Here is a 21,540-nt window from a genome sequence, read left to right as displayed (position 1 = left end):
TCGAAAATTGTCTAAGCCCCGATCGTCGATTCTCGATGTCGTCGATCCTGTATAGCCGAGATTTATCTGATGCTTATCTCCAGGGGCTCACCATCGCGGCTGACTGTCAGCTGTGCGGGGAGCGAGACCGGGTCCGCCCAACTGCCTAACGGCTGACCATTCAATTTGAGGATTTGGTCGTCCGGTTTGAGCCCCGCGCGCAAGGCCGGACCTCCTTGGAGGACATCGATGAGCTTTATTCCCTCACCGGTCCAGGTATAGTCAGAGACCACCCCCAGAGGATTATCGCCAAAAGCCGCCGTGAGAGCAGCCAATCCATAGGCGGCAGCCTCCTCGATCGCCGGACGACGAGTGAGAGGTTTTGGCGTATTCAGCCGCATTGTGACCGCAGCCGCTTCAGAGGAGAAAGATTGCTTTGCCGACGTCATTTGACGGAAGACTGTGGTACCGCTTTCCACGTTAAACAAGCGCAGTTCGAACGCGGCGGACACCGACGGAGTATCGTCCGGCAGGATCAAGCGATAGGTCAACAGACTGTCCGCACCGACAAGTTTACCCACGCGAATCGTAGTATCGTCATCGACCTGTCCACCATATTGAATACCCACCTCGTCAAGCACCGCTCGCAAATCCTCCCGTTCGACCAATACTAATTCCCGGTGACGAGACCGCAAGAAATTCAGGGTGAGGTCCAGCCATGAGTTGATTTCGTTGTCGATGGATCCTGCGGTGGGGACGATCGCAATACGCTGAGGCAGCGGCGTGATAGGCGGAGGCATGAAGACCGGAATCACTGAGACCAGGATTTTCGGCCTGACGGAACTTTCTCTGTTTGTTCTTGCACCCTTTTCACAGGCCCACGAAACCAAGGGACGGACCGTATTCGGAGTCCCCCACATACAGAGACGATTGTCCTGCAGAACCACGAAATACGGGCTCGCGGATTCCGCCGGGAAGTAGCAGTTCGGGAAAAATGGACAGTGGGCCAAATACCCGGCCCACTCCCCTTTTGGATAGAACCGATACTCCCAGATTATTTGCTGCCCATCATCCTGAACGACGCGGTCTGGTTTACCCAAATTCTTCAACACCTGTTCCTTCGGCATGGAAAGAACCAAGCCGTCATCTAATTTCTGCGCATCGTACATGTAGGGAAGTAGAACGCCACAGCCTGATAGTGACAGTAGAGAGAGAAGACCGATCAGTATTCTCTCCATACGCTTCCTTCCAGTCACGGCCAAAACGCTCCTGAAGAATTACACGATTAATTTTACCTCTGACAGCCGGATAGAGGCTAGATGGCTGCTTGGGGGGAAAAAGTCTATAGGGAAGGCAGAGCCGATACTCGTCCTCAATGGTCGTTCCTTAGGATCGATCGCATTGTCATGCGAGGGTTCATCACTTGCTTCCCAATGATTGCTGGGTGTGGGTTCAGGGTGGGAGCGGAGGGGCCGCAGGACGAAACGGATACGTTTCCTTCAACGCCAGAGCAACAGCATCAGCCACCCGAATGTCGCGTCGACTGTGCTCGGTTATGCTGTCATACCGGGCCTGCGTCGTTTCGACCGGCATCTGTTTGTTGTATTCGCTGGTAATCTCCGCTCCTGCCTCTTTGAGGGCTGCACTGGCAAGCTTACGCAGATCACGTCCACTGAGATCAATGACTTTTCCGACATACCGTTCTGCGATCCGTTGAGCGACCATCTCAGCGCTCCGATAATAATATTCCGAAATCTGCCGGTGCCCGTCCTCATGGTCGACCGTCGTCTTGGGCGGATTCTTCGGCAACCAGATGGTGATGTCGAGCTGAAGCGTGACTCGCACCTGGTTGATCCTCAATTTTCCGTGTGTTGCATCTATCTGCTCAGCCTGTCCTCCAACACTCGCATCGGAAAGAAAATCAGAGGCGCACACCGCCTCTTCCGGCGGTGTCAACGGCGGCATGGTACGTGGCGGCCGCCGTGGGTCGAAGGTCTGCGTCGTCACTTTGACCGGGACTTTCGTGATCGTCACCTGTGCCAGCGTCTCATCCGTCCAAGCGGACAAAACTTCGGCAATCGAAAGAACTGTTAGGATTAACACTGCTCGCACAGGCCACCCTATCTGTACCCCTCGCCGCTCGTCCCCCCTCCAAATCCACCCAAATTCCCGCCGAACCCGCCCTGGCCCGTCCCCCAGTACTCACCTTTTTGAATCCTTCGATACGGATGCCGCAAGTCCGGCCGGCTGATCCACCAGAAAAAGAGCAGGGCCCCGAGGCTGGTCAAGAGCGTGATCCACAATCCGAGCCCTTTGAGGTGTCGATGCGCAGTCGAGCCGACGCGGACCTCCTGCGCCGGAGATGCAAGAGCCACAACCGTTCGATACAATCCCTCGCCAAAATGCCCAAGCTCAATAGAGGGATGGAGATATTCGCTTCCGACCTGATTCATGACAGCGGGTGTAATGACCGGCAACATCTGGCGTCCGAGCGTCATCGCGGCTTGCCGTTCTTCTACTGCTAGTAACACTAATATTCCGTGTTCCTGCTGTGTTGACCCGATTCCCCATCTTTCGTAGATTGCAGCGGCATAGTCATTCGCGGACGCAAAAGGCTTGATCGTCGATACCGTGACCACGACCATCTCGACACCGGTTTTTTGTTCGAGATCTTGGCATACAGACCGGATTCTGGCCTTCCAGTCGTCATCAAGAACACCGGCGTAGTCCGACACATACCCCCGCGGATCGGGCAATTGTATCTTGGGCCGCTCATAGGGCGCTGCGACTGCGCTTCCAGCAAAGAGCGCGACCAAAATGGGAAGAACGCTCCACATCATCATGGATGGCTGCCTCGACCAAGCTCGGCCACTTTGTTCGTCAACGTTGTCACCGCTTGGAGGTATCGCTCGAATAATCGTGGGATCTCCTTATGCCCTGGTGAAATCTGTCCTCGCTTCAGCAGCAGTGCGTCCTGCATTCCCTGTAGATCCAGACCCAAGTGTTCCGCCACCTCCTTGATGAGAGCATCAGACTGGTAGACGGTTGAGCGACCCTGTATCCGTTGAATTCCCCGGAGTAACGGCAACAGGCCGGTGATGGACAGTGACATGAGGACCAACGCTGCATCGTCCGTGGCGTTTCCTTCAACATACCGCTGCCGGAGACGGAACAACGATGCCATGAGTCCTTGCCGCACTTCGACCACGAGCCGAGCGGTGTCCACACGAAAACCGACGAAGGGATCGCGGCCGCCCAGGACTCGATGCTGCTCTTGGATCTCCAAATACTCGAGCGGAAATACCGGCGCAGATGCACGCAACTCCTCTTCCGTAAGAAAAAGCGGCGCCAGGACGTGTTCCTTACTCCAACGCCGATGAAGGGCGCCATACTTTTTCAGCACGGCTTGATCGTACGAGGATACGAGCAACAGAAGGTTGAGGTTCGATCTTCCAACCAGGAACTCACCCCGCACCGCACTCCCGTAGAGCAGCACTCCTTCCAGTTGCTCACCGAACAACGCTTTCACATCCTTCACATAGGCATGCAGCAGCTTCTGCGTCTCGTCCGGTAGGCCTTCGATGATTCGTTCCGCCGTCGCCATCTTTCCTCGTTACTGCACTGAGTGTTGTGGCCGTTGATGGGCACATATGTCAGGCAGAAATCCCGCCGCGATCACTCGATCGATCAAGCTTAACGGTGCCGTCGTCCGAAGGCCTGCTGTCGTCGATAGGACTTGATACCGCAAGCGCGCGTTCCGATCCAACGTATGGAACACACGATCGCGCAGGAACGCGACCACCGGATTTCCCGTGTTCCAGTAAAAGACTTGTTGATCCGCCAATCGCTGCAACATCGTGACTTGCGGGCGCCTCATCTCTTCATACGGCTTGAGTCGGATGGCCGAGCAATCGTCGTCAGCCAGACAGCCCGGCAAGATATCCGCCAGCATCATCGCATCAACCATCGCCTGCATGCGTCCCTGCGAGGCGTGGGGGTTCATGGCATGGGCCGCATCGCCGATTAAGACCGCGCCATCCGTGACCCATGTGGACGTCCTCACTCGTCCGGTCGGCAAGTAGGCCGTTTGATCCCAATCCTTCAAGCTCGCATACACCGGTTCAAATCGGGGATCGATCTCCATCCATTCCTTACGGAGCGCCTGGATTCCACGCGCCTTGACCGCTTCCATCGATCCGCTGCGAATCATATAGAAGAGATAGACCTTGTTTCCGGCGGCCGGGAACAGACCGAGAATCTTGTGCCTGCCGACATAGTAGAAGGAGTCCTTGGGTGGGTCTGCGCTCTCCAGAATCGCGATCAGGTACGCGTCGGGATACAAGTACAGATCGGCGGGAATCTTCAGCGCCTCACGGACTTTTGAGAAGGCCCCGTCGGCGCCGACCACGACCTTGGCCCTTACTGTCAGCTGATCGTCCTGTGCCTGAGCCTTGACTCCCGCCACCTTCGCCCCCTCGCGCACTAATCCCGTAAATGAGGTCCCGTACTGTAACGAGACCGACGGTTGTCGTTGTACTGCGTCGAGAATTGCGTGGTGAGCGACGTTCGGCAAGGTCACGATGGCTCGATTATAAGGAGCGGGCAACTCTCCGTAATCGACGCTGCAAAGACGGCGGCCACCGGTCCGAAGAAAGTGAAAGTGACGGACCGTCTTCGTCGAGTCGGGCGGTAATGACTGCAAGACGCCGAGACGATCGAGGACTTGCTGTCCATTCGGTTGGAGAATCTCGCCTCGCAATCCGGTTGGAGGCCCAGGAGCCTGCTCGAGTACGACCGTGCGGAGGCCTTTCCGCGCAAGCGCGAGTGCGAGTACCGCGCCTCCCCCACCAGCCCCTACCACCACGACGTCGGCTTGTTCCAGTTGTGAAGCCACTCCTACTGTCCTTCTACCCAAGGCTGGTACCGTTCACGATCATTCCACATCGCAAGAAACTTATCGCGTGCTCTAGCCGTGATGGCTCTATCGGTGATCACATCGAGCCGTTCATCGTTATAGCGATTGCCACTCGTCGTGTGGTTCATGGAACCGGACGCATTGATCTCATCGTCCATCACCACCTGTTTCATATGCATCAATCCGTCGTGATGATTCACCCGGATGGGGATACCGGCTAACCGAAGTGTGTTCACCGCTGCCCGCTGTTTCGGATCGTCCAATCGTTCCCGGTCTGTGAGGATCCGCACGTCGATTCCTCGTTTTTTCGCCGCCACGAGGGCTTCGACCGCACGCGGATTACTCAAGCCATACACCGCAACATACAGATATCGATGTGCTCGATTGTAGAGGGCGATAACGTGATCCAACGGCGCATCTTCCGGCGCATACAACACCTCGATGGTTGTCGCTGAGGACAATCCCGGAAGGATCGCTGGGACAAGCACAAGCAGACTGAGCCACAGAAAGACTACAAGAGAATAGAATCTGACAAGGCTGATACTAGGGGTCATTCGACTTCAAACAGGTCCCGAAAGTGGTCATCCGAGGCCTCCCACGCTTGCGGCGCCTGGCGACTCAACCAGTCACGGAGAAAGTGTTTCTGCCCCGGTGTGAGGAGTGCTTTGATTTGATGGGACCGACCCTGGAGAGGCTGGAGGAATCCGACCCGTTTTTGAAAATCCAACGTAGCGGTGCGGACATAGAGGCTTGAATAGGCTGACGGCTTTTCGTCGTTCCCCTCCCCTTGAATCCATACGGATAAAAACTTCTCTAACTGCAGCCCGGCACTGTCCATGGCGGGGTCCGTCTCGTGAAAGAGTTCCTGTTCGGACTCCTTGAGGGGCGTCGCCTCGCTAGCGCGAAACATGAAATTTTGCTTCCACATCGAGGCCGTCTCCAAAGAGCGGCATAGTGGCCGTGGACCGGGAGCAAAGTCAAGCAACTTACGATCGGACCAGTTACCTTGACAATATCGAAGAGTCTTTGTTAACCTCTTGAAATTCCTGAAACTCTAGGCCAAATTAGGAGCTGCATGCAGGTCAAAATCAACGGGAAAACCGAGACAATTCAAGGGGGCACCGTCCTCGACCTTCTCAAGGCAAAGAACATTGAACCCCAGATGGTCGCTATCGAGGTTAATGACGCAATGTTGGAGCGCAGCCATCTCGCCACCACTACCCTCAAAGAGGGTGATCAGATCGAATTCCTGTTCTACATGGGTGGCGGCCGATGACGATGGTCCTCCACAAAGACATTACCGAGCTGATCGGCAAAACGCCGCTCGTCAGATTAAACCGTCTGTCGCCTCCTGATGCAGCGACGATCTATGGCAAGGTCGAGTTCTTCAATCCCGGCGGCAGTGTGAAAGATCGGATCTGCCTCAACATGATCAATGAGGCGGAACGGCAGGGCAGGCTGAAGCCAGGCGGAACGATCGTCGAGCCCACGAGCGGCAATACGGGGATCGGCCTCGCGTTGGTGGCGGCAGTGCGTGGATATAAGTTGATTCTCGTCATGCCGGAAAGCATGAGCATGGAACGGGCAAGCCTCCTCTCATCCTATGGTGCACAACTCGTGTTGACCCCGGCCTGGGAAGGCATGAAGGGCTCGATCCGCGAGGCCGAAAGCATCATTGCTCAGAACCCGACATATTTTATGCCGGATCAGTTCTCGAATCCGGCAAACCCGGCTATGCATAGGATGACGACAGCGCCGGAAATTTGGGACGCTCTTGATGGCAAGATCGATGCGTTTGTCGCGGCGGTAGGGACAGGTGGAACGATTACCGGGTGCGGTGAGGTGTTCAAGGAAAAGAATCCACACGTAAAGGTCGTTGCCGTCGAACCAGCCGGTTCACCTGTCCTCTCAGGTGGAGACCCAGGTCCTCATAAGATCCAAGGGATTGGCGCTGGGTTCATCCCGAAGGTGTTGAACCAGAGGATCCTCGACCGCGTCATTATAGTGAGCGACGATGAGGCCTATCAAACGGCCAAGGCCCTATCGAAGAAAGAAGGCCTGCTCGTCGGGATTTCAGCCGGCGCCAACGTATTTGCGGCACAAAAAGTTGCGCAGGAACTCGGTCCAGGCAAGAATGTGGTGACTGTGTTATGCGATACCGGTGAGCGGTATATTAGTATTGAAAAGTATTTTAATATTTAGGTGCGAGACACGAGGCGAGTGGCAAGAGGCGGCAAAGAAGCAACCAGTCTCGAAACACCTCTAGCCCCGTGCCTCTAGCCACTAGCCGGAACAAAATCATGGACTTCACCGAAGAGCAAATAAACCGCTATAGCCGCCATATCCTGCTGCCGGAAGTCGGAGGCAAGGGGCAAAAAAAGCTGGCGAAGGCGAAGATTCTGATCGTCGGCGCCGGTGGACTCGGCTCACCTGCCGCTCTGTATCTGGCTGCGGCTGGAGTCGGCACGCTCGGCTTGATCGATAGCGACGTGGTCGATCTGACGAATCTCCAGCGTCAGGTTCTGCATCATACCTCCGATGTTGGCCGACCCAAGGTTGTCTCCGGAAAAGAAAAGATTCAGGCCCTCAACCCCGACGTGTCAGTCTCGATGTATGAAGAGCGACTCACCGCCGGCAACGCACTCAAGATCATCAATGATTACGATGTCGTGATCGACGGAGTGGATAACTTTACCGCCAAGTTTCTGATTAACGATGCCTGCTTCTTTGCCGACAAGCCGTTGGTCCACGGAGGTATCTTGCGGTTCGACGGTCGTGTCACCACGATCATCCCGAAGAAATCTGCGTGCTTTCGTTGCGTGTTCAAGACTCCGCCCCCGCCTGGACTGGTCGCGTCCTGCCAGGAAGCGGGTGTCATCGGGGTCCTCGCAGGGATTATTGGCACGATTCAAGCAACCGAAGCTTTGAAGCTTGTGCTCGGTATCGGTCACCCGTTGACGAATCGCATGCTCGACTTCGACGCACGCAAGACCCAGTTCCGAGAGATCAAGGTGCGTCGTAATCCGACCTGTGCCCTCTGCAGTGACCATCCGACGATTACCGAACTATTCGACGATGGAGATCCGTATGCCGGCTGTGCAGTGCATCCTTAACCACAGCATTCTCAAGGTGGTGTGATCATGGCCAAAATGAAAGCGCTGGTCTGCCGTGAGTGCGGGAAAGAATACCCGACAAAAGCCATCCACGTCTGTGAAATGTGCTTTGGCCCGCTTGAGGTGAAGTACAGCTACGAGGAAATCAAGAAGTCCATCTCGCGCCAGAAGATCGAAGAAGGACCGCACAGCATGTGGCGGTACGTCGACCTGTTGCCGGTGGAAGGGACCAACTTCGTCGGTCCCCATGCCGGACTGACGCCCATGGTGCGCGCCAAGAACCTCGGAGCCTACCTGGGCCTAGATGAGCTCTACATCAAGAACGATACGGTTAACCATCCGACCCTATCGTTCAAAGACCGCGTTGTGGCCGTAGCACTCACCCGCGCCCGTGAACTGGGGTTTGAAACCGTGGCCTGCGCTTCGACTGGGAACCTGGCAAATTCCGTCTCGGCCCATGCCGCTGCGGCCAATTTGCATTGTTACGTGTTCATCCCCGGAGACCTGGAAGCAGCGAAAGTGCTGGGCAATCTGATCTACAAACCGCACGTCGTCGAAGTCGAGGGAAACTACGACGACGTGAACCGGCTCTGCAGTGAAATTGCGGGCGAACACGGCTGGGCCTTCGTCAATATCAACATCCGGCCCTACTATGCGGAGGGCTCGAAGACGCTGGCCTTTGAAACTGTCGAGCAACTGGGCTGGAGGACGCCCGACCAAGTCGTCATTCCGATGGCCTCTGGCTCACTCCTGACAAAAATCTGGAAAGGCCTGAATGAAATGCACGCGCTCGGCTTGGTCGATTCGGTTCGGACCAGGATCAATGGAGCCCAGGCGGAAGGTTGCTCACCGATCTCCACCGCCTTCAAAGCCGGACGCGATTTCTTCAAGCCTGTGAAGCCGAAGACCATTGCAAAATCGCTCGCCATCGGCAACCCCGCCGACGGTTACTACGCCTTGAAAGCAACGGCCGAAAGTAAGGGCGCAATGGACATGGTGTCCGACGATGAAGTCGTCGAGGGGATCAAGCTGCTCGCACAAACCGAAGGCATCTTCGCGGAAACAGCGGGCGGTGTGACGATCGGCGTCCTGAAGAAGTTGGTGAAGCAGGGGATCATCAAGAAACATGAGGTGACGGTCGCCTACATTACCGGTAACGGGCTCAAGACCCAGGAAGCGGTGATCGAAGCGGTCGGTCGTCCTGTCCGAATTCAACCCAGCCTGGTGAGCTTTGAGAAAACTTTCAAGATGGGAAAAAACGGTGGTGGTGACGCATGATTAAAGTTCGCATCCCGACTCCTTTGCGCCCATTGACGAAGGGCCAGGGAGAAGTCGAAGCCAAGGCCGCTAATATTTCGGAAATGATCGAGACGCTAAACAGCGCGCATCCGGGCTTAAAGGACCGCCTCTGCGACGATACCGGTGAGCTTCGGCGTTTTGTGAACATCTACGTCAACGAAGAAGATATCCGTTTCCTCAAAGGGAAAGACACTTCACTCAAAGACGGCGACGAAGTGTCGATCGTCCCCGCAATTGCTGGAGGCTGATGATGTCACATCTACGGTTTCACATTCGCTTCCCGGAGGACAAGGTCAAAGAGCCGATCATCTATCAGATCGGCAGAGAATATAACATCGTGACCAATGTCCGCCGAGCGGATGTCCGTGAAACGACCGGCTGGGCCGACGTGGAGCTCTCGGGTGAAACGGCGGAAATTGAACGGGCGGTCGACGGCCTGAGGAAAAAGGGCTGTCTCGTCGATCCGATCGAACTGAACGTGGTCGAGTAGAATCGGTAATCGTTAAACGTGAATCGATAACCGTAAAGGATGTGTCTCTGCGGTTCACAAGCAACGGTTAACGTATAACGTCTTCAATATGGAATTCACCGAACAACAAATCCAGCGTTACAGCCGCCATATCATCCTCCAGGATGTGGGTGGTAAGGGCCAGCTCAAGCTCGCGAAAGCGAAGGCACTCCTGATCGGCGCGGGGGGGCTCGGCTCACCGGCCGGTCTCTACTTGGCTGCCGCCGGGATCGGCACGATCGGTCTCGTCGATGGCGATGTAGTGGATCTCTCCAATCTCCAGCGACAAATTCTCCACTCGACTGCCACCGTGGGGCACCCCAAGGTCGAATCGGGAAAGAAAACGCTTGCCGCACTCAACCCGGATATTACGATCAACGCGCATCACATGAATGTCGATGCCGACAATATTGTCGGACTGATATCCGATTACGACGTCGTGTTGGACGGATCCGACAATTTCACGACACGCTTTCTTGTGAACGATGCGTGCTTCTTCGCCAAGAAAACGTTGATTTCTGCCAGCATGTTCCGGTTCGAGGGCCAATTGACCACGATCAAACCGCACGCAGGATACCCCTGCTACCGTTGCCTCTATCCGGAACCGCCTCCGGCAGGTCTCGTACCAAATTGCCAGGAGGCCGGCGTGCTTGGGGTGCTCGCCGGAACCATGGGAATCTTGCAGGCGTCGGAAGCCATTAAGGAGATTCTCGGCATCGGTGAAACACTTGCAGATCGCCTCCTGATCTACGACGCCCTCGAGATGAAATTCAGGAAGGTCGGCCGCCCGAAGGATCCTGCCTGCCGTCTCTGTGGTCCCAAACCGACGATTACCGACCTCAGCAGTGACTACACCGTCACCTGCACCATTTAATCAGCCGTGCCAGACCTGTCCATTCCACAACAGATTATCGACGGCATGATTGCCCACGCTCGGGAGTTGGACCCTTACGAATGCTGCGGGATTCTGGCCGGCAAGAATGGCACGGTCACGGAGATTTACCGCATCACGAACATTGTGGCACTGGACGGAGCCGAGAAATTGTCATCGTTTGATCCTGCCAAAGCGGCACACCTGGAACGTCTGTCTCCAGCGGAACGGGCCGAAATCGCGTTCGTCATGGACATGCAGGACTTCTCCGCCGCGAAGAAGGACATCCGGAACAAAGAACTGGATCTACAAGTCGTCTACCATTCTCATCCTCACGATCCAGCGCGCCCTTCGGTCACCGATATTAAGATTGCCACCGATTATGAGGACATTTGGCCCAAGATCAACTTACCAATCCCCGCTTATCTCCTTATTTCATTGATGGACAAGAGTAAACCGGACGTCCGGACCTATTGGATCAAGGATGGAACGGTTTCTCCCGCCTCTGTTGTGATCGTATAAATACACTTCGTTTCCGACCTACAAGCGCCCCAATTTTCCTGTTCCCTTCTTTTTAGCCGGATGCCATAATGCGCGATCATTTACCTTCATCCGAGGAGTGCTCACCATGCAGATTACCCGCGGCCTGTCGATTGGAGCACTGGTTGTCTGGTTCCTCTTTCTCATCGTCATTCCTCCCACGATGGCTGAAGAACGGAGTTTCTATAGCCCCGTGATCTTCATCGATAAGGAGAAAAACCAAATTCTCATCTCAACCAGCGCAAAAGTCTTCTATATCGAAGTCAGTGAAACCGCCAAACCACACCTCGACAAATTACCTCAAGGTGTGCTCGTTGATTTCGTCGTCGAAATGCGCGGGGACAACAATCTTCCTCTCTTGAAAACATGGCAAGTGAAGGGGGGCGAATCCACCTGTATGATCTTCGATGGGAAGGTCTGCAAATAAGGGACGGTGGGTTACTCGGAACTTCCCAGCATATCGTCGATCAGCGGACGGTTGATGTCGATACAACCAGGACAAATGCTGTCGAACAGTGCTTCATGGTCTGACACGTAGTTCTTGTGGTCTACGAGCTTCTCCGCAATGACTTGACGGTGACACGTCTCACACAGCATCATCAAGCCGCGCATAACCGACACCGTTTTCCGCCCAGCACTGCTCGTCATAAGACGCTATACCGATCCCTTCTGCATCGCCATCCAAAAATCTTCCGCTTCGAGATCGAGCCCGCACTGCGGACATTCGTAGGGCTGCTCAACGGGTGGGACGCTTAACGGGGTTCGATCGATCCGCCCACGGCAGACATGATAGAAATTTCCTCGGGCATGTTCATCATCCAGCGGATCGCTCTCGTAAATCAGCACCATGAGCTGCTCACTCTTCTGAAGCGAATGGAAGTATACCGACGTCATCGGGGAACCCGCAACGATTGCCCACTGCGAGGCTAGACTTGAAACTGCGCCTCATAGAGAGTCGCGTACACGCCGCCTCGAGAGAGCAGTTCATCATGCCGTCCTTGTTCCACCAATCGCCCCTCATCCATGACGAGAATGCGATCAGCGTCGTGCAACGTCGACAGTCGATGGGCGATGATGATAGTTGTTCGGCCTTTCGTCAATTCATTCAATGCTTCTCTGATCTTCACCTCGGTTTCGGTGTCGATGTTCGACGTCGCTTCATCGAAGATCACGACCGGGGGATCCTTCAGCAGCACGCGCGCGATCGAGACCCGCTGCTTCTGGCCGACAGACAACTTGATCCCCCGTTCTCCGATCCAGGTGTCGTAGCCTTCCGGCAGTCCGACGATGAATTCGTGAGCCCTTGCCGCACGGGCCGCGAGTTCAAGTTGATGCTCGGTCGCCGCAAGGTTTCCGTAGAGGATGTTTTCCCGAACGGATCCGTTAAACAAAAAGGGCTCCTGCTGAACGAATCCGATGTGATCTCGCACATAGCGGAGCGGCAGATCGCGCAGGTCGATTCCATCGATCAAGATGGCCCCGCCCGTCACATCGTAGAACCGCATGAGCAGCTTCACCAACGTGCTTTTCCCCGCCCCGCTCGGTCCGACAAGGGCCACGCGTTCTCCGGGACGAACCGACACCGTCAGCCCCTTCAAGACCGGCACGTCGGGACGATAGTGGAACATCACCTGCTCGCATTTGACCTCGCCGCGCACCCGCTTGACCGGCGCCGTGACACCCGGACGGTCGCGCACGTCGGGAATCGTATCGAGGACCTCAAAGACCCTTTCGCTCGCCGCGAGCGCATGCTGTAACATGTGGTTCACGGAATGAATCTGATTGATCGGTACGTAAAATAAAGCGAGATAGGACAGAAAGAGGACCAGTTCTCCCAACGTTAATCGACCATCCCGCACTTCCCCAGCGCCATACCAGAGGATCAGGACCGTCCCCACGCTGCCGAGGAACATCATCCCCGGCGAGTACAGCGACCAGAGGTACATCGCCTTGAGATTACTGGCACTGTAGGCTCGGCTCAACCGATCGAATCGTTGCTGCTCATAGTTCTGCCTGGAGAACCCCATCGTCTCTCTGATCCCTGAGAGAGCGTCCTGGAGGTAGCTGCTGAGTTCGCCTGAAACCTTGCGGATATGATGATAGTAGCCATGTACTGTCCTTGTAAACCAACTGGCCGACACCATCAGGAGAGGAATCGGCAGCAACGAGAGAACCGCAAGCTTCCAATTGAGAACGAAAAGCATGCTCGTGATGCCGATCAAGGTCAGCGAGGCCGTTAATGCCCCCTCAAGCCCGTCGATGAAGATCCGTTCGACATGTTCGGTATCGTTCGTCACTCGCGACATGATCTCGCCAGTCGAGCGGTTTTCGAAGTAGTTGATCGACAGTCGTTGGAGGGAGCTGAAAACATGACTGCGCAAGTCGTGGACGACCGTCTGTTCCAACCGGTTGTTGAGTCGGATACGGAGCGATGCGAAGGAGGTTTTCAAACCGTACGACACCACCAAGCCACCCAAGACCCAGGGTAGCAGAGACATCTGTTGACCTTGGATCACGTCGTCGATCACTACCTTGATCAGCCAGGGCGGGAGCAGTTCCATGGCGGTTGCAGAGGCAGCTGCCAGCAAAGTCAACAACGCCAGTCGGCGGTAGGGGCGGAGATACTGGAGGACGCGGAGGAGGGATTTCACGAGTTGATCAGTCCGTTGTCCATCAGCTCAAATGACCGAGGCTGGCTCCTTCTGCCAGTAATGCGTGAATTCATTGAGTTGCGTGAGGGTTGACAGATCGGTCATGCGGTCTAAAAATACTTTCCCGATCAAATGATCCAGTTCATGCTGGATGCAGACCGCGTACAGACCGGTTGCTTCGAAATCAAGCATCCGACCTTGGCGATCAAGAGCCTGAACCCGAACCATGGACGGTCTCGTCACTTTGCCCCGCAAGCCATCGACACTGAGGCAACCCTCCCAATTTTCGACTTGGTGCGGTCCGTAATAGACAATCGTGGGGTTGATTAAGACGGTTGAGGGAAATCCCCCCTCACCCTCGCACCCCATCACGGTCAGCTGAATCGAACGAGAGACCTGCGGCGCCGCTAAGCCGATCCCTGGCTCATCGAGCATCGTCTCGAACATATCATCGATGAGTTGTTGAAACTCTTTAGTCTTAATGTCCCGGGGATCGACTGGATCCGCCACTTTCCGGAGCACAGGATTTCCGAGCTTTGCAATTTTTAACAGTGCCATATTCGAGCTAACACCATGCTTGCGTATGAATCTATCGTGATTGAATCCTATAACACAGGGTTTTTCGAGCCTGCAACCACGCGAAGGCAGGAGCTAGCGAGCGGGCGCGGGCCGCCGCGACTCCGGCAACTCAAATGAGTCCTTGGTGCTGTTCCACCACTCGACCCACTCGACCGACCAATCCTGCCGATCCTGTTTGGTTGATATATCCCAATCATGGAATTCTGTCTCGTGTCTGGTCAAAATCCACAGGGATTGCACCGCCGTCAGTCCCACAAACCGTTCGTCGTCAGCGATCATTCCGATCAAGGTTGGAATCACGGCTTTTTCCCGGACATAGCGCGATTCGAACGCTGCGACCTTGCGAATCGAAGAATTCTGATCCTTGGCCATCACGGCTATCGCTTCAGGAGTTTTCGACGCGTCCAGCCGCACCGCCACCCGCAAGGCATGCTCTCGAACTCGAGGAATCTCATTGGGTTCTTTGGCCGTCGCGAGCAAGGAAGGGACCGCCGCGGTCGCATGCATCATCGAAAGAGTTTCAATCGTGTTATAGCGGAGGCGCGGGCCCGGCATGGTCAACCCTTTGACCAGAACCGGCACGACCGGTTCGCCGAGATGGACGAATTCGCCCATCGCCCAAAACTCCTGTTTCCCTTCGAGCAACGGCAACAGGGCTTCGGCTCGCTGAAGCTCTTCGGGACTCAGCGCTTTGTTGTTGGGAGGAACCGAGAAGTCCGGAACGTCCGGAGATTTCGGCGGGGCTTCGTACGGCATTTGGACCGGCACCAACCAGCGACTTTGGTCTTGCACCGCCCATGCCGGCGTACTCACTCCGAGGACAAATCCCGCGACGAGACCGACCAGCATCCTGCGTCTCCCTTCGTGTGCGGTGATTCCGCGCATACGGTTATTCCTTTTCATCGTTCATCCTATCGCGTCTGTGCACCAGTTCATACAACACCGGCAAGACCACCAAAATCAAGACCGCCGCGGTCAACATACCGCCGACAACGACTCGCGCTAGAGGTTTTTGGGCTTGGGATCCGATGCCGGTGGCGAGCGCCGCGGGCAAGAGGCCGATCGCCGCACCGAGGGTGGCCATGAGAATCGGACGCATCTGAACGTCCGCTCCCTTGATAATGGCCTCTCGCAACGGAATGCCCGTGTCGCGAAACTCCACGATGCGGGAGATAAGCAGCACACCGCCGAGAATAGCCACGCCAAGGGTCGAGATGACGCCGACAGCAGAAGAGATACTGAACGCGGTTCCCGTCACAACGAGCGAGAGGACACCCCCGATGAGGGCAAAGGGGACAGTGGCAAAAACCAAAAATGCATCTCGTACCGAATCAAACGTGGTGTAGAGAAGGAAGAGGATAACCACCAGCGCTAAGGGCACAACGATGGTGAGCCGTTTTTGCTCATCCTTCAGCTGATCGTATTCTCCCGCCCATTCGATTCGATACCGTTCCGGCAGTTGAATGCGGTTTCCCAGCGTCGTCTGAGCTTGCTTCACTGTGCTTTCCAAGTCACGCCCGCGGACACTGAACTTGATCGGAATATAGCGCTCGTTATTCTCGCGATAGATAATGAACGCGCCGGCCTGAGTCGAAATCAGTGCTAATTGCTTGAGGGGAATCTTCGCCCCCTCCGGCGTGCTGACCAGGATATTGCCGATGCTCTCGACATCTTGCCGATATTCCGGCAGGAAGCGAACGACCAAATCGAACCACATTTCACCCTCAAAGACACGAGTCACACCCTGCCCCCCCACCGCCGCTTGGATCACGGCATTCACATCGGACACCGACAGACCGTACCGCGCGCACGCCTCCCGGTCGACCTTGATCAGGAGATTGGGCTGGCCCATCAGCCTGAAAATACCCAGATCCTTCACCCCCGGAACTTCTTTCATGGCCCGCTCAATCTTTACTGCAGCCTGCTCGAGGACCTTCAGATCCGATCCGAACAACTTAATGGAGTTCTCTCCCTTTACACCGGACATCGCTTCCTGAACGTTATCTTGAATCATCTGCGAGAAATTAAATGTGATGCCGGGAATCTGTGCCAAAACCGATTCAATCTCTTCAACCAGCTTCTCCTTCGAGATAATTTCCGACCGCCATTGCCGCTGAGGTTTGAGCGTCACCAGGAATTCGGCATTAAAAAAACTGGTCGGGTCGGTGCCGTCATCCGGTCTCCCCAACTGAGACACGGTATTCGCCACTTCTGGAAACTGTCGAAAGATTCCCCTGATCTCGGTGGCCAACCTGGCGGCTTGCTCAAAGGCGATATCGACCGGCATGGTCGCCCGTACCCACAGATTGCCCTCCTCCAACGCCGGCATGAACTCCCCGCCCACAAATTGCAGCGCGCCTACGGCGACGATCAACAGCAGTAGTCCTAATCCGACAACGAAGAGCGCGTGCTTGAGCGCCCATTTCAACACGGATTCGTACAGCCGACGGACGACTCGTACGACCGCCGTATCCTGTTCTCGAATAGGCCCTGCGAGTAGGATCGAACACAGCAACGGCGCCAGAGTAAATGCGATCAAGAGCGCGCCGACCAGCGCAAACCCGTACGTGATGGACATTGGAGCAAAGATCTTTCCGGGCACGCCGGTCATCGTAAATAGCGGAATGAAGGCCACGACGATGATGGCCGTAGAAAGAAAAATCGGTCGCCCAACCTGCCGGGCCGCGCGAATGACGTGTTGCGGCGTTGTCAAATGAGGCCCTGTGGGGTGGGCCAAGTGAAAAAACACGCTTTCTACCATGATCAGTGCGGCATCGACGATGATCCCGAAATCGATCGCACCGAGCGAGATGAGATTGGCCGATTGTCCGACGAGCACCATCATCGCGAACGTGAAGAGCAAGGAGAGCGGGATCGTCAAGGCCACAATCAATGCGGCACGGAAGTGTCCCAAGAACACGTAGAGAATGAAGAAGACCAGGACCATGCCACTGATCAGAATATCGACGACTGTTTCGATCGTGGTCTGAATCAGGATCGTCCGATCGTAGAACGTCTTGATCTTGACCCCCGCCGGCAGCTTCCAGGCGTTCAGCTCCTCGACCTTATTCTTGAGTAGCTCCAAGACTGCCATGGCTTTGTAACCGCGCTGCAGCAGGACGACGCCCTCAACCACGTCGTCCCGATCGTCAATGCCGACCTTGCCCAGACGTATCCGATGGCCCAGGCTGACTTTCCCGAGATTCCTCACAAAGATCGGGGTCCCGTCTTTCTCCGCCACCATCACGTTTTCGATATCGTCCATGTTATTGATCAGCCCCAACCCTCGGATATTGAAATTCTGCGATCCCACCGTGAGGTAATTACCCCCGACATTGGCATTGCTGTTCGTGAGAGCCCCCAGGACTTGCGGCAGAGTAACGCCGTAACTCAGCAAGGCCCCCGGATTGACATTGACGTGATACTCTTTCGTCGTGCCGCCAAATGCCGTCACGTCCACAACACCGGGCACCCGTTTAATTTCTCGGTGCAATTGCCAATCCTGAATCGTTTTCAGATCCGTCAAGGACACGTCGTCGCCCACCATTTCATAGCGATAGATTTCTGCAATGGCCCACCAGGGCGACAGCGTCGGCGTGATGGATTCCGGAAACGACATCATTGCCAGCCGGTTCAGGACCTCCTGCCGATCTTTGAAGTAGTCCGTTCCGAACGCAAAATAGAACTTGATGTCACTCAGCCCGAAAATGGAGAGCGAACGTAAGTCGGTCAGACCCGGCATGCCGGTGAGAGCTGTTTCGATGGGTATCGTCACTTGCCGCTCGATTTCCTCAGCCGACCATCCGGGATATTGGGTGATGACCTCTACCATGGGCGGCGAGGGGTCAGGGTAGGCGACAACGTCGAGAATGTGAAACGCGTAGAGACCGCCGAAGAACAGGACGACACCCAGGATCAGCATGAGTGCCCGCTGGACAAGAGCGAATTCGACGAGTCGAACGATCATGGCTGTTCCTTGCTGGCCAGACCCCGATGGAGGAGCGCGTACAGAACCGGAAGAACCAAAAGAATCAGCACGGCCGACGTGAGCATGCCACCGACCACGACCCGAGCCAAAGGTTGTTGGGATTGGGCTCCGATCCCGGTGGCCACAGCGGCAGGAAACAACCCAATCGCTGCAGCCAGCGTCGTCATGAGAACCGGGCGCATCCGCGCTTCCGCGCTTTGCACGATGGCATCGGTCAGTTCGTGCCCTTGTTCCAACAAATCACGAATTCTCACGACCAGAATGAGTCCGCCTTGGATCGCCACTCCGAAGAGGGAGATGAAACCGACGGCAGCAGAAATACTGAAGTCGGTCCCCGTGAACAACAGCGAAAAGATCCCGCCGATCAGTGCAAAGGGAACGGTCGACAACACCAACAATGCATCGCGAAGCGAATCCACCCCGAGATAGATGAGGACCAGAATGATGAGGAGACTCATCGGCACGACGGTCGACAGCCGCTGCTTCTCTTCTTGCAATTGATCGAACTCGCCGTGCCATTCGATCCGGTAGCGGGGTGGCAGCGTGACCTGTTCTTGAATAAGCCGTTGAGCCTCTTTCACCGTACTTTCCAGATCCCGTCCGCGCACGCTGAATTTAATCGGGATGTAGCGCTCGTTATTCTCGCGATAGATGATGAACGCGCCGGTCTGCATCGTGACCGATGCCAGTTGCTTGAGCGGAATTTTTGCCCCTTCAGTATTCGTGACAAGAATGCTGCCGATGGCATCCACGTCCTGCCGATACTCAGGGAGGAACCGGACGACGAGATCAAACCAACGCTCTCCTTCAAATACTCTCGTGGTCGCCTGTCCTCCGATCGCAGCCTGGATGACCGCATTCACATCCGACACCAACAACCCGTAGCGTGCGCAGGCTTGTCGATCCACTTCGATGAGCAGATTCGGTTGGCCGAGCAGCCGGAAAACTCCTAGATCCTTGACCCCCTTCACTTGCTGCATCACCTTCTCGATTTCCACCGCCTTGGCTTCCAGGGTCTTGAGATCAGAGCCGATCAGCTTGATGGAATTTTCCCCTTTGACTCCGGACATCGCCTCCTGCACGTTGTCTTGGATAACCTGGGAGAAATTGAACGTGACTCCCGGAATCCTGTGCAGTTGGCGCTCAATATCCTCGATCAAGGCTTCCTTATCGTGGTGTAGCTCACTACGCCACACCGAGCGGGGCTTGAGATTGACGAGATATTCCGCGTTGAAGAAGCTGGTCGGATCGGTCCCGTCATCCGGCCGGCCCAATTGAGAAACCACACTGTCGACTTCGGGGAACTGCCGAAATATCTTCCTGACATCCGCCGACAACCGGTCTGCCTGCTCAAACGAGATATCCACTGGCATCGTCGCGCGCACCCAGAGATTGCCCTCTTCTAGTGCCGGCATGAACTCGCCACCGAGCCTGGTGGCGGCAATCAGGGCCATCGCGAATAATCCCAACATGATGCCAATGATCGGTACTGGATGACGAAGCGCCCAGTTTAATCCCCGCATGTACCGCTGCCTGATGACCCGCACCAGCCAGGTTTCTTCCTCTCGAATAGGGCCCGTGAGGAGAAAGGCACTGATGGCAGGAGCCAAGGTAAAGGCCATCAGCAGCGCACCGGTGAGCGCGAACCCATAGGTCAGCGACATCGGGGCAAAGATCTTCCCCGGTACCCCGGTCATCGTGAAGAGGGGAATGAACGCGACGACGATAATAGTGGTCGCAAAGAAGATCGGCTTTCCGACTTCCCTCGCAGCTCTGGTAATGTGCATGGGAACCGTTAGTTGCGGACCCTTCCGGTGAGCAAGATGAGAGAAGATACTTTCCACCATGATCAGCGTCGAATCGACGATGATGCCGAAATCAATCGCGCCGAGCGAGATGAGGTTCGCTGATTCACCGACCAGCACCATCATGCTGAACGTGAAGAGGAGCGCCATCGGCACCGTCAAGGCGACGATGACGGCTGTCCGAAAGTGCCCGAGAAAGACGAACAGAATAATGAAGACGAGCACGATCCCGCTGATGAGAATGTCCACCACCGTCTCGACCGTCGTATGAATCAGCGTCGTTCGATCGTAAAAGGTTTTGATCGTGACTCCTTGGGGCAGCTTCCAGGTGTTCAGCTCCTCAACTTTTTGCCTCACCCGTTCCAAGACCGGCTCCGCCTTGTAGCCTCGCTGGAGTAGCACCACACCTTCCACGACATCATCGCGCTCGTCGATGCCCACCTTGCCAAGACGTATACGGTGCCCCACGCTGACTTTGCCGAGGTTTTTGATAAAGATCGGTGTTCCGCTTTTCTCCGTCACCATCACATTTTCGATGTCTTCCAAGCCATTGATAAGCCCCAGACCACGGATATTGTAATTCTGCGCTCCGATCGTCAGATAATTGCCGCCGACGTTGGCGTTGCTGTTGGTCAATGCGTTGATGACTTGCGGGAGGCTCACTTCGTAGCTGAGCAGAGCCCCTGGATTAATGTCGACATGGTATTCTTTGGTGGTTCCTCCGAACGCCGTGACATCGATCACTCCCTGCACCCGCTTGAATTCACGCTGGAGTTTCCAATCCTGGAGTGCTTTCAGCTCGGTCAATGGCATCTGGTCACCGACCAGTTCGTAACGATAGATCTCTGCGATCGCCCACCAGGGCGAGAGCGCCGGCTGCACGTTGCCCGGCAAATTGAGCATCGCGATCCGATTCAGAACTTCCTGTCGGTCCGTGAAGTAATTGGTGGAGAAGTCGAAGTAGAACTTGATGTCGCTCAGGCCGAAGATAGAGAGGGACCGGATTTCTTTGAGCCCCGGCATACCGAGGAGCGTCGTTTCGATGGGAATCGTGAGTTGTCGTTCGATTTCTTCAGACGACCATCCGGGGTACTGGGTGATGATCTCGACCATCGGCGGGGAGGGATCCGGATACGCGACGACGTCGAGGATATGAAAGGCGTAGAGGCCGCCGAAAAGAAGAACGATACCGCCGAGGCAGACTGAAACCCGCTGGACAAGTGCGAACTCGACCAGCTTGGCGATCATAGCTGTAGGGGATTGTTCAACCGCTGCATGTCACGCACTAGCAG

23 protein-coding genes are annotated in these 21,540 nt (G+C 55.6%); 9 read left to right on the top strand and 14 right to left on the bottom strand.

Going from position 1 to position 21,540, the window contains the following annotated elements; all coding sequences use genetic code 11:
• Positions 1 to 62: 62 nt before the first annotated feature.
• The 7 genes from VEI50_01050 to VEI50_01020 form a co-directional block, all read right to left on the bottom strand.
• Complete coding sequence (locus VEI50_01050) at positions 63 to 1,217, bottom strand: PDZ domain-containing protein (protein HXX73698.1); 1,155 nt, start codon at positions 1,215 to 1,217, stop codon at positions 63 to 65.
• A 214-nt stretch (positions 1,218 to 1,431) separates the two neighbouring features.
• Positions 1,432 to 2,091: a hypothetical protein gene (locus VEI50_01045; GenBank protein HXX73697.1), complete on the bottom strand. Its 660-nt coding sequence runs from the start codon at positions 2,089 to 2,091 to the stop codon at positions 1,432 to 1,434.
• A gap of 8 nt (positions 2,092 to 2,099) precedes the next feature.
• Positions 2,100 to 2,822 (bottom strand): TPM domain-containing protein, encoded by a 723-nt coding sequence (locus VEI50_01040; protein HXX73696.1) that lies wholly within the window; start codon positions 2,820 to 2,822, stop codon positions 2,100 to 2,102.
• Entirely contained in the window at positions 2,819 to 3,583 is a 765-nt protein-coding gene (locus tag VEI50_01035) for a hypothetical protein (GenBank protein HXX73695.1), read from the bottom strand. The genes VEI50_01040 and VEI50_01035 overlap by 4 nt, the downstream gene beginning before the upstream one ends.
• A 9-nt stretch (positions 3,584 to 3,592) precedes the next feature.
• Positions 3,593 to 4,873, bottom strand: a complete 1,281-nt coding sequence (locus tag VEI50_01030) for an FAD-dependent monooxygenase (protein HXX73694.1) — start codon at positions 4,871 to 4,873, stop codon at positions 3,593 to 3,595.
• A gap of 2 nt (positions 4,874 to 4,875) precedes the next feature.
• Positions 4,876 to 5,448, bottom strand: a complete 573-nt coding sequence (locus tag VEI50_01025) for a phospholipase D-like domain-containing protein (GenBank protein HXX73693.1) — start codon at positions 5,446 to 5,448, stop codon at positions 4,876 to 4,878.
• Entirely contained in the window at positions 5,445 to 5,822 is a 378-nt protein-coding gene (locus VEI50_01020) for a hypothetical protein (protein ID HXX73692.1), read from the bottom strand. Before VEI50_01020 ends, VEI50_01025 begins: the two co-directional genes overlap by 4 nt.
• A 147-nt stretch (positions 5,823 to 5,969) precedes the next feature.
• On the opposite strand from VEI50_01020, the gene thiS reads away from it, so the two are divergent.
• From thiS to VEI50_00975, 9 genes are all read left to right on the top strand, one after another.
• Complete coding sequence (gene thiS / locus VEI50_01015; protein HXX73691.1) at positions 5,970 to 6,170, top strand: sulfur carrier protein ThiS; 201 nt, start codon at positions 5,970 to 5,972, stop codon at positions 6,168 to 6,170.
• Positions 6,167 to 7,096 (top strand): cysteine synthase A, encoded by a 930-nt coding sequence (gene cysK / locus VEI50_01010; protein HXX73690.1) that lies wholly within the window; start codon positions 6,167 to 6,169, stop codon positions 7,094 to 7,096. The genes thiS and cysK overlap by 4 nt, the downstream gene beginning before the upstream one ends.
• Before the next feature lie 98 nt (positions 7,097 to 7,194).
• A complete protein-coding gene (gene moeB / locus VEI50_01005) occupies positions 7,195 to 8,007 on the top strand; it encodes a molybdopterin-synthase adenylyltransferase MoeB (GenBank protein HXX73689.1) in 813 nt (270 codons plus the stop codon).
• Between the two features lie 27 nt (positions 8,008 to 8,034).
• On the top strand, positions 8,035 to 9,285 hold the full coding sequence (gene thrC, locus VEI50_01000; protein HXX73688.1) for a threonine synthase: 1,251 nt from the start codon (positions 8,035 to 8,037) through the stop codon (positions 9,283 to 9,285).
• On the top strand, positions 9,282 to 9,554 hold the full coding sequence (locus VEI50_00995; GenBank protein HXX73687.1) for a MoaD/ThiS family protein: 273 nt from the start codon (positions 9,282 to 9,284) through the stop codon (positions 9,552 to 9,554). The genes thrC and VEI50_00995 overlap by 4 nt, the downstream gene beginning before the upstream one ends.
• The gene (locus VEI50_00990; protein HXX73686.1) at positions 9,554 to 9,796 is read left to right on the top strand and encodes an NIL domain-containing protein; all 243 of its coding nucleotides are present in this window, start codon (positions 9,554 to 9,556) and stop codon (positions 9,794 to 9,796) included. The genes VEI50_00995 and VEI50_00990 overlap by 1 nt, the downstream gene beginning before the upstream one ends.
• An 88-nt stretch (positions 9,797 to 9,884) precedes the next feature.
• Entirely contained in the window at positions 9,885 to 10,688 is an 804-nt protein-coding gene (gene moeB / locus VEI50_00985; protein ID HXX73685.1) for a molybdopterin-synthase adenylyltransferase MoeB, read from the top strand.
• Positions 10,689 to 10,694: 6 nt separating this feature from the next.
• Positions 10,695 to 11,207: a M67 family metallopeptidase gene (locus VEI50_00980; GenBank protein ID HXX73684.1), complete on the top strand. Its 513-nt coding sequence runs from the start codon at positions 10,695 to 10,697 to the stop codon at positions 11,205 to 11,207.
• Between the two features lie 106 nt (positions 11,208 to 11,313).
• Positions 11,314 to 11,652 carry a hypothetical protein gene (locus tag VEI50_00975; protein HXX73683.1) on the top strand — a complete coding sequence of 113 codons (339 nt, stop codon included), beginning with the start codon at positions 11,314 to 11,316 and terminating at the stop codon, positions 11,650 to 11,652.
• An 11-nt stretch (positions 11,653 to 11,663) separates the two neighbouring features.
• Here the strand turns inward: VEI50_00975 and VEI50_00970 are convergent, their stop codons facing one another.
• The 7 genes from VEI50_00970 to VEI50_00940 all read right to left on the bottom strand — a co-directional run bounded on the left by VEI50_00970 (position 11,664) and on the right by VEI50_00940 (position 21,496).
• A complete protein-coding gene (locus tag VEI50_00970; GenBank protein ID HXX73682.1) occupies positions 11,664 to 11,873 on the bottom strand; it encodes a hypothetical protein in 210 nt (69 codons plus the stop codon).
• Positions 11,874 to 11,879: 6 nt separating this feature from the next.
• A complete protein-coding gene (locus VEI50_00965; protein ID HXX73681.1) occupies positions 11,880 to 12,119 on the bottom strand; it encodes a hypothetical protein in 240 nt (79 codons plus the stop codon).
• A 32-nt stretch (positions 12,120 to 12,151) separates the two neighbouring features.
• Positions 12,152 to 13,876 (bottom strand): ABC transporter ATP-binding protein, encoded by a 1,725-nt coding sequence (locus VEI50_00960; GenBank protein HXX73680.1) that lies wholly within the window; start codon positions 13,874 to 13,876, stop codon positions 12,152 to 12,154.
• A 27-nt stretch (positions 13,877 to 13,903) separates the two neighbouring features.
• Entirely contained in the window at positions 13,904 to 14,434 is a 531-nt protein-coding gene (gene def, locus VEI50_00955; protein HXX73679.1) for a peptide deformylase, read from the bottom strand.
• A 93-nt stretch (positions 14,435 to 14,527) separates the two neighbouring features.
• On the bottom strand, positions 14,528 to 15,358 hold the full coding sequence (locus VEI50_00950; protein ID HXX73678.1) for a HEAT repeat domain-containing protein: 831 nt from the start codon (positions 15,356 to 15,358) through the stop codon (positions 14,528 to 14,530).
• On the bottom strand, positions 15,345 to 18,422 hold the full coding sequence (locus VEI50_00945) for a CusA/CzcA family heavy metal efflux RND transporter (protein ID HXX73677.1): 3,078 nt from the start codon (positions 18,420 to 18,422) through the stop codon (positions 15,345 to 15,347). The genes VEI50_00950 and VEI50_00945 overlap by 14 nt, the downstream gene beginning before the upstream one ends.
• Positions 18,419 to 21,496 carry a CusA/CzcA family heavy metal efflux RND transporter gene (locus VEI50_00940; GenBank protein HXX73676.1) on the bottom strand — a complete coding sequence of 1,026 codons (3,078 nt, stop codon included), beginning with the start codon at positions 21,494 to 21,496 and terminating at the stop codon, positions 18,419 to 18,421. The genes VEI50_00945 and VEI50_00940 overlap by 4 nt, the downstream gene beginning before the upstream one ends.
• Positions 21,497 to 21,540 lie beyond the last annotated feature (44 nt).

The sequence above is a fragment of the Nitrospiraceae bacterium genome, assembly GCA_035623075.1.
GTDB lineage: Bacteria > Nitrospirota > Nitrospiria > Nitrospirales > Nitrospiraceae > DASPUC01.
Note: the sequence above shows the minus strand (reverse complement) of the source record. Positions and strands in the feature narration are given on the sequence as shown.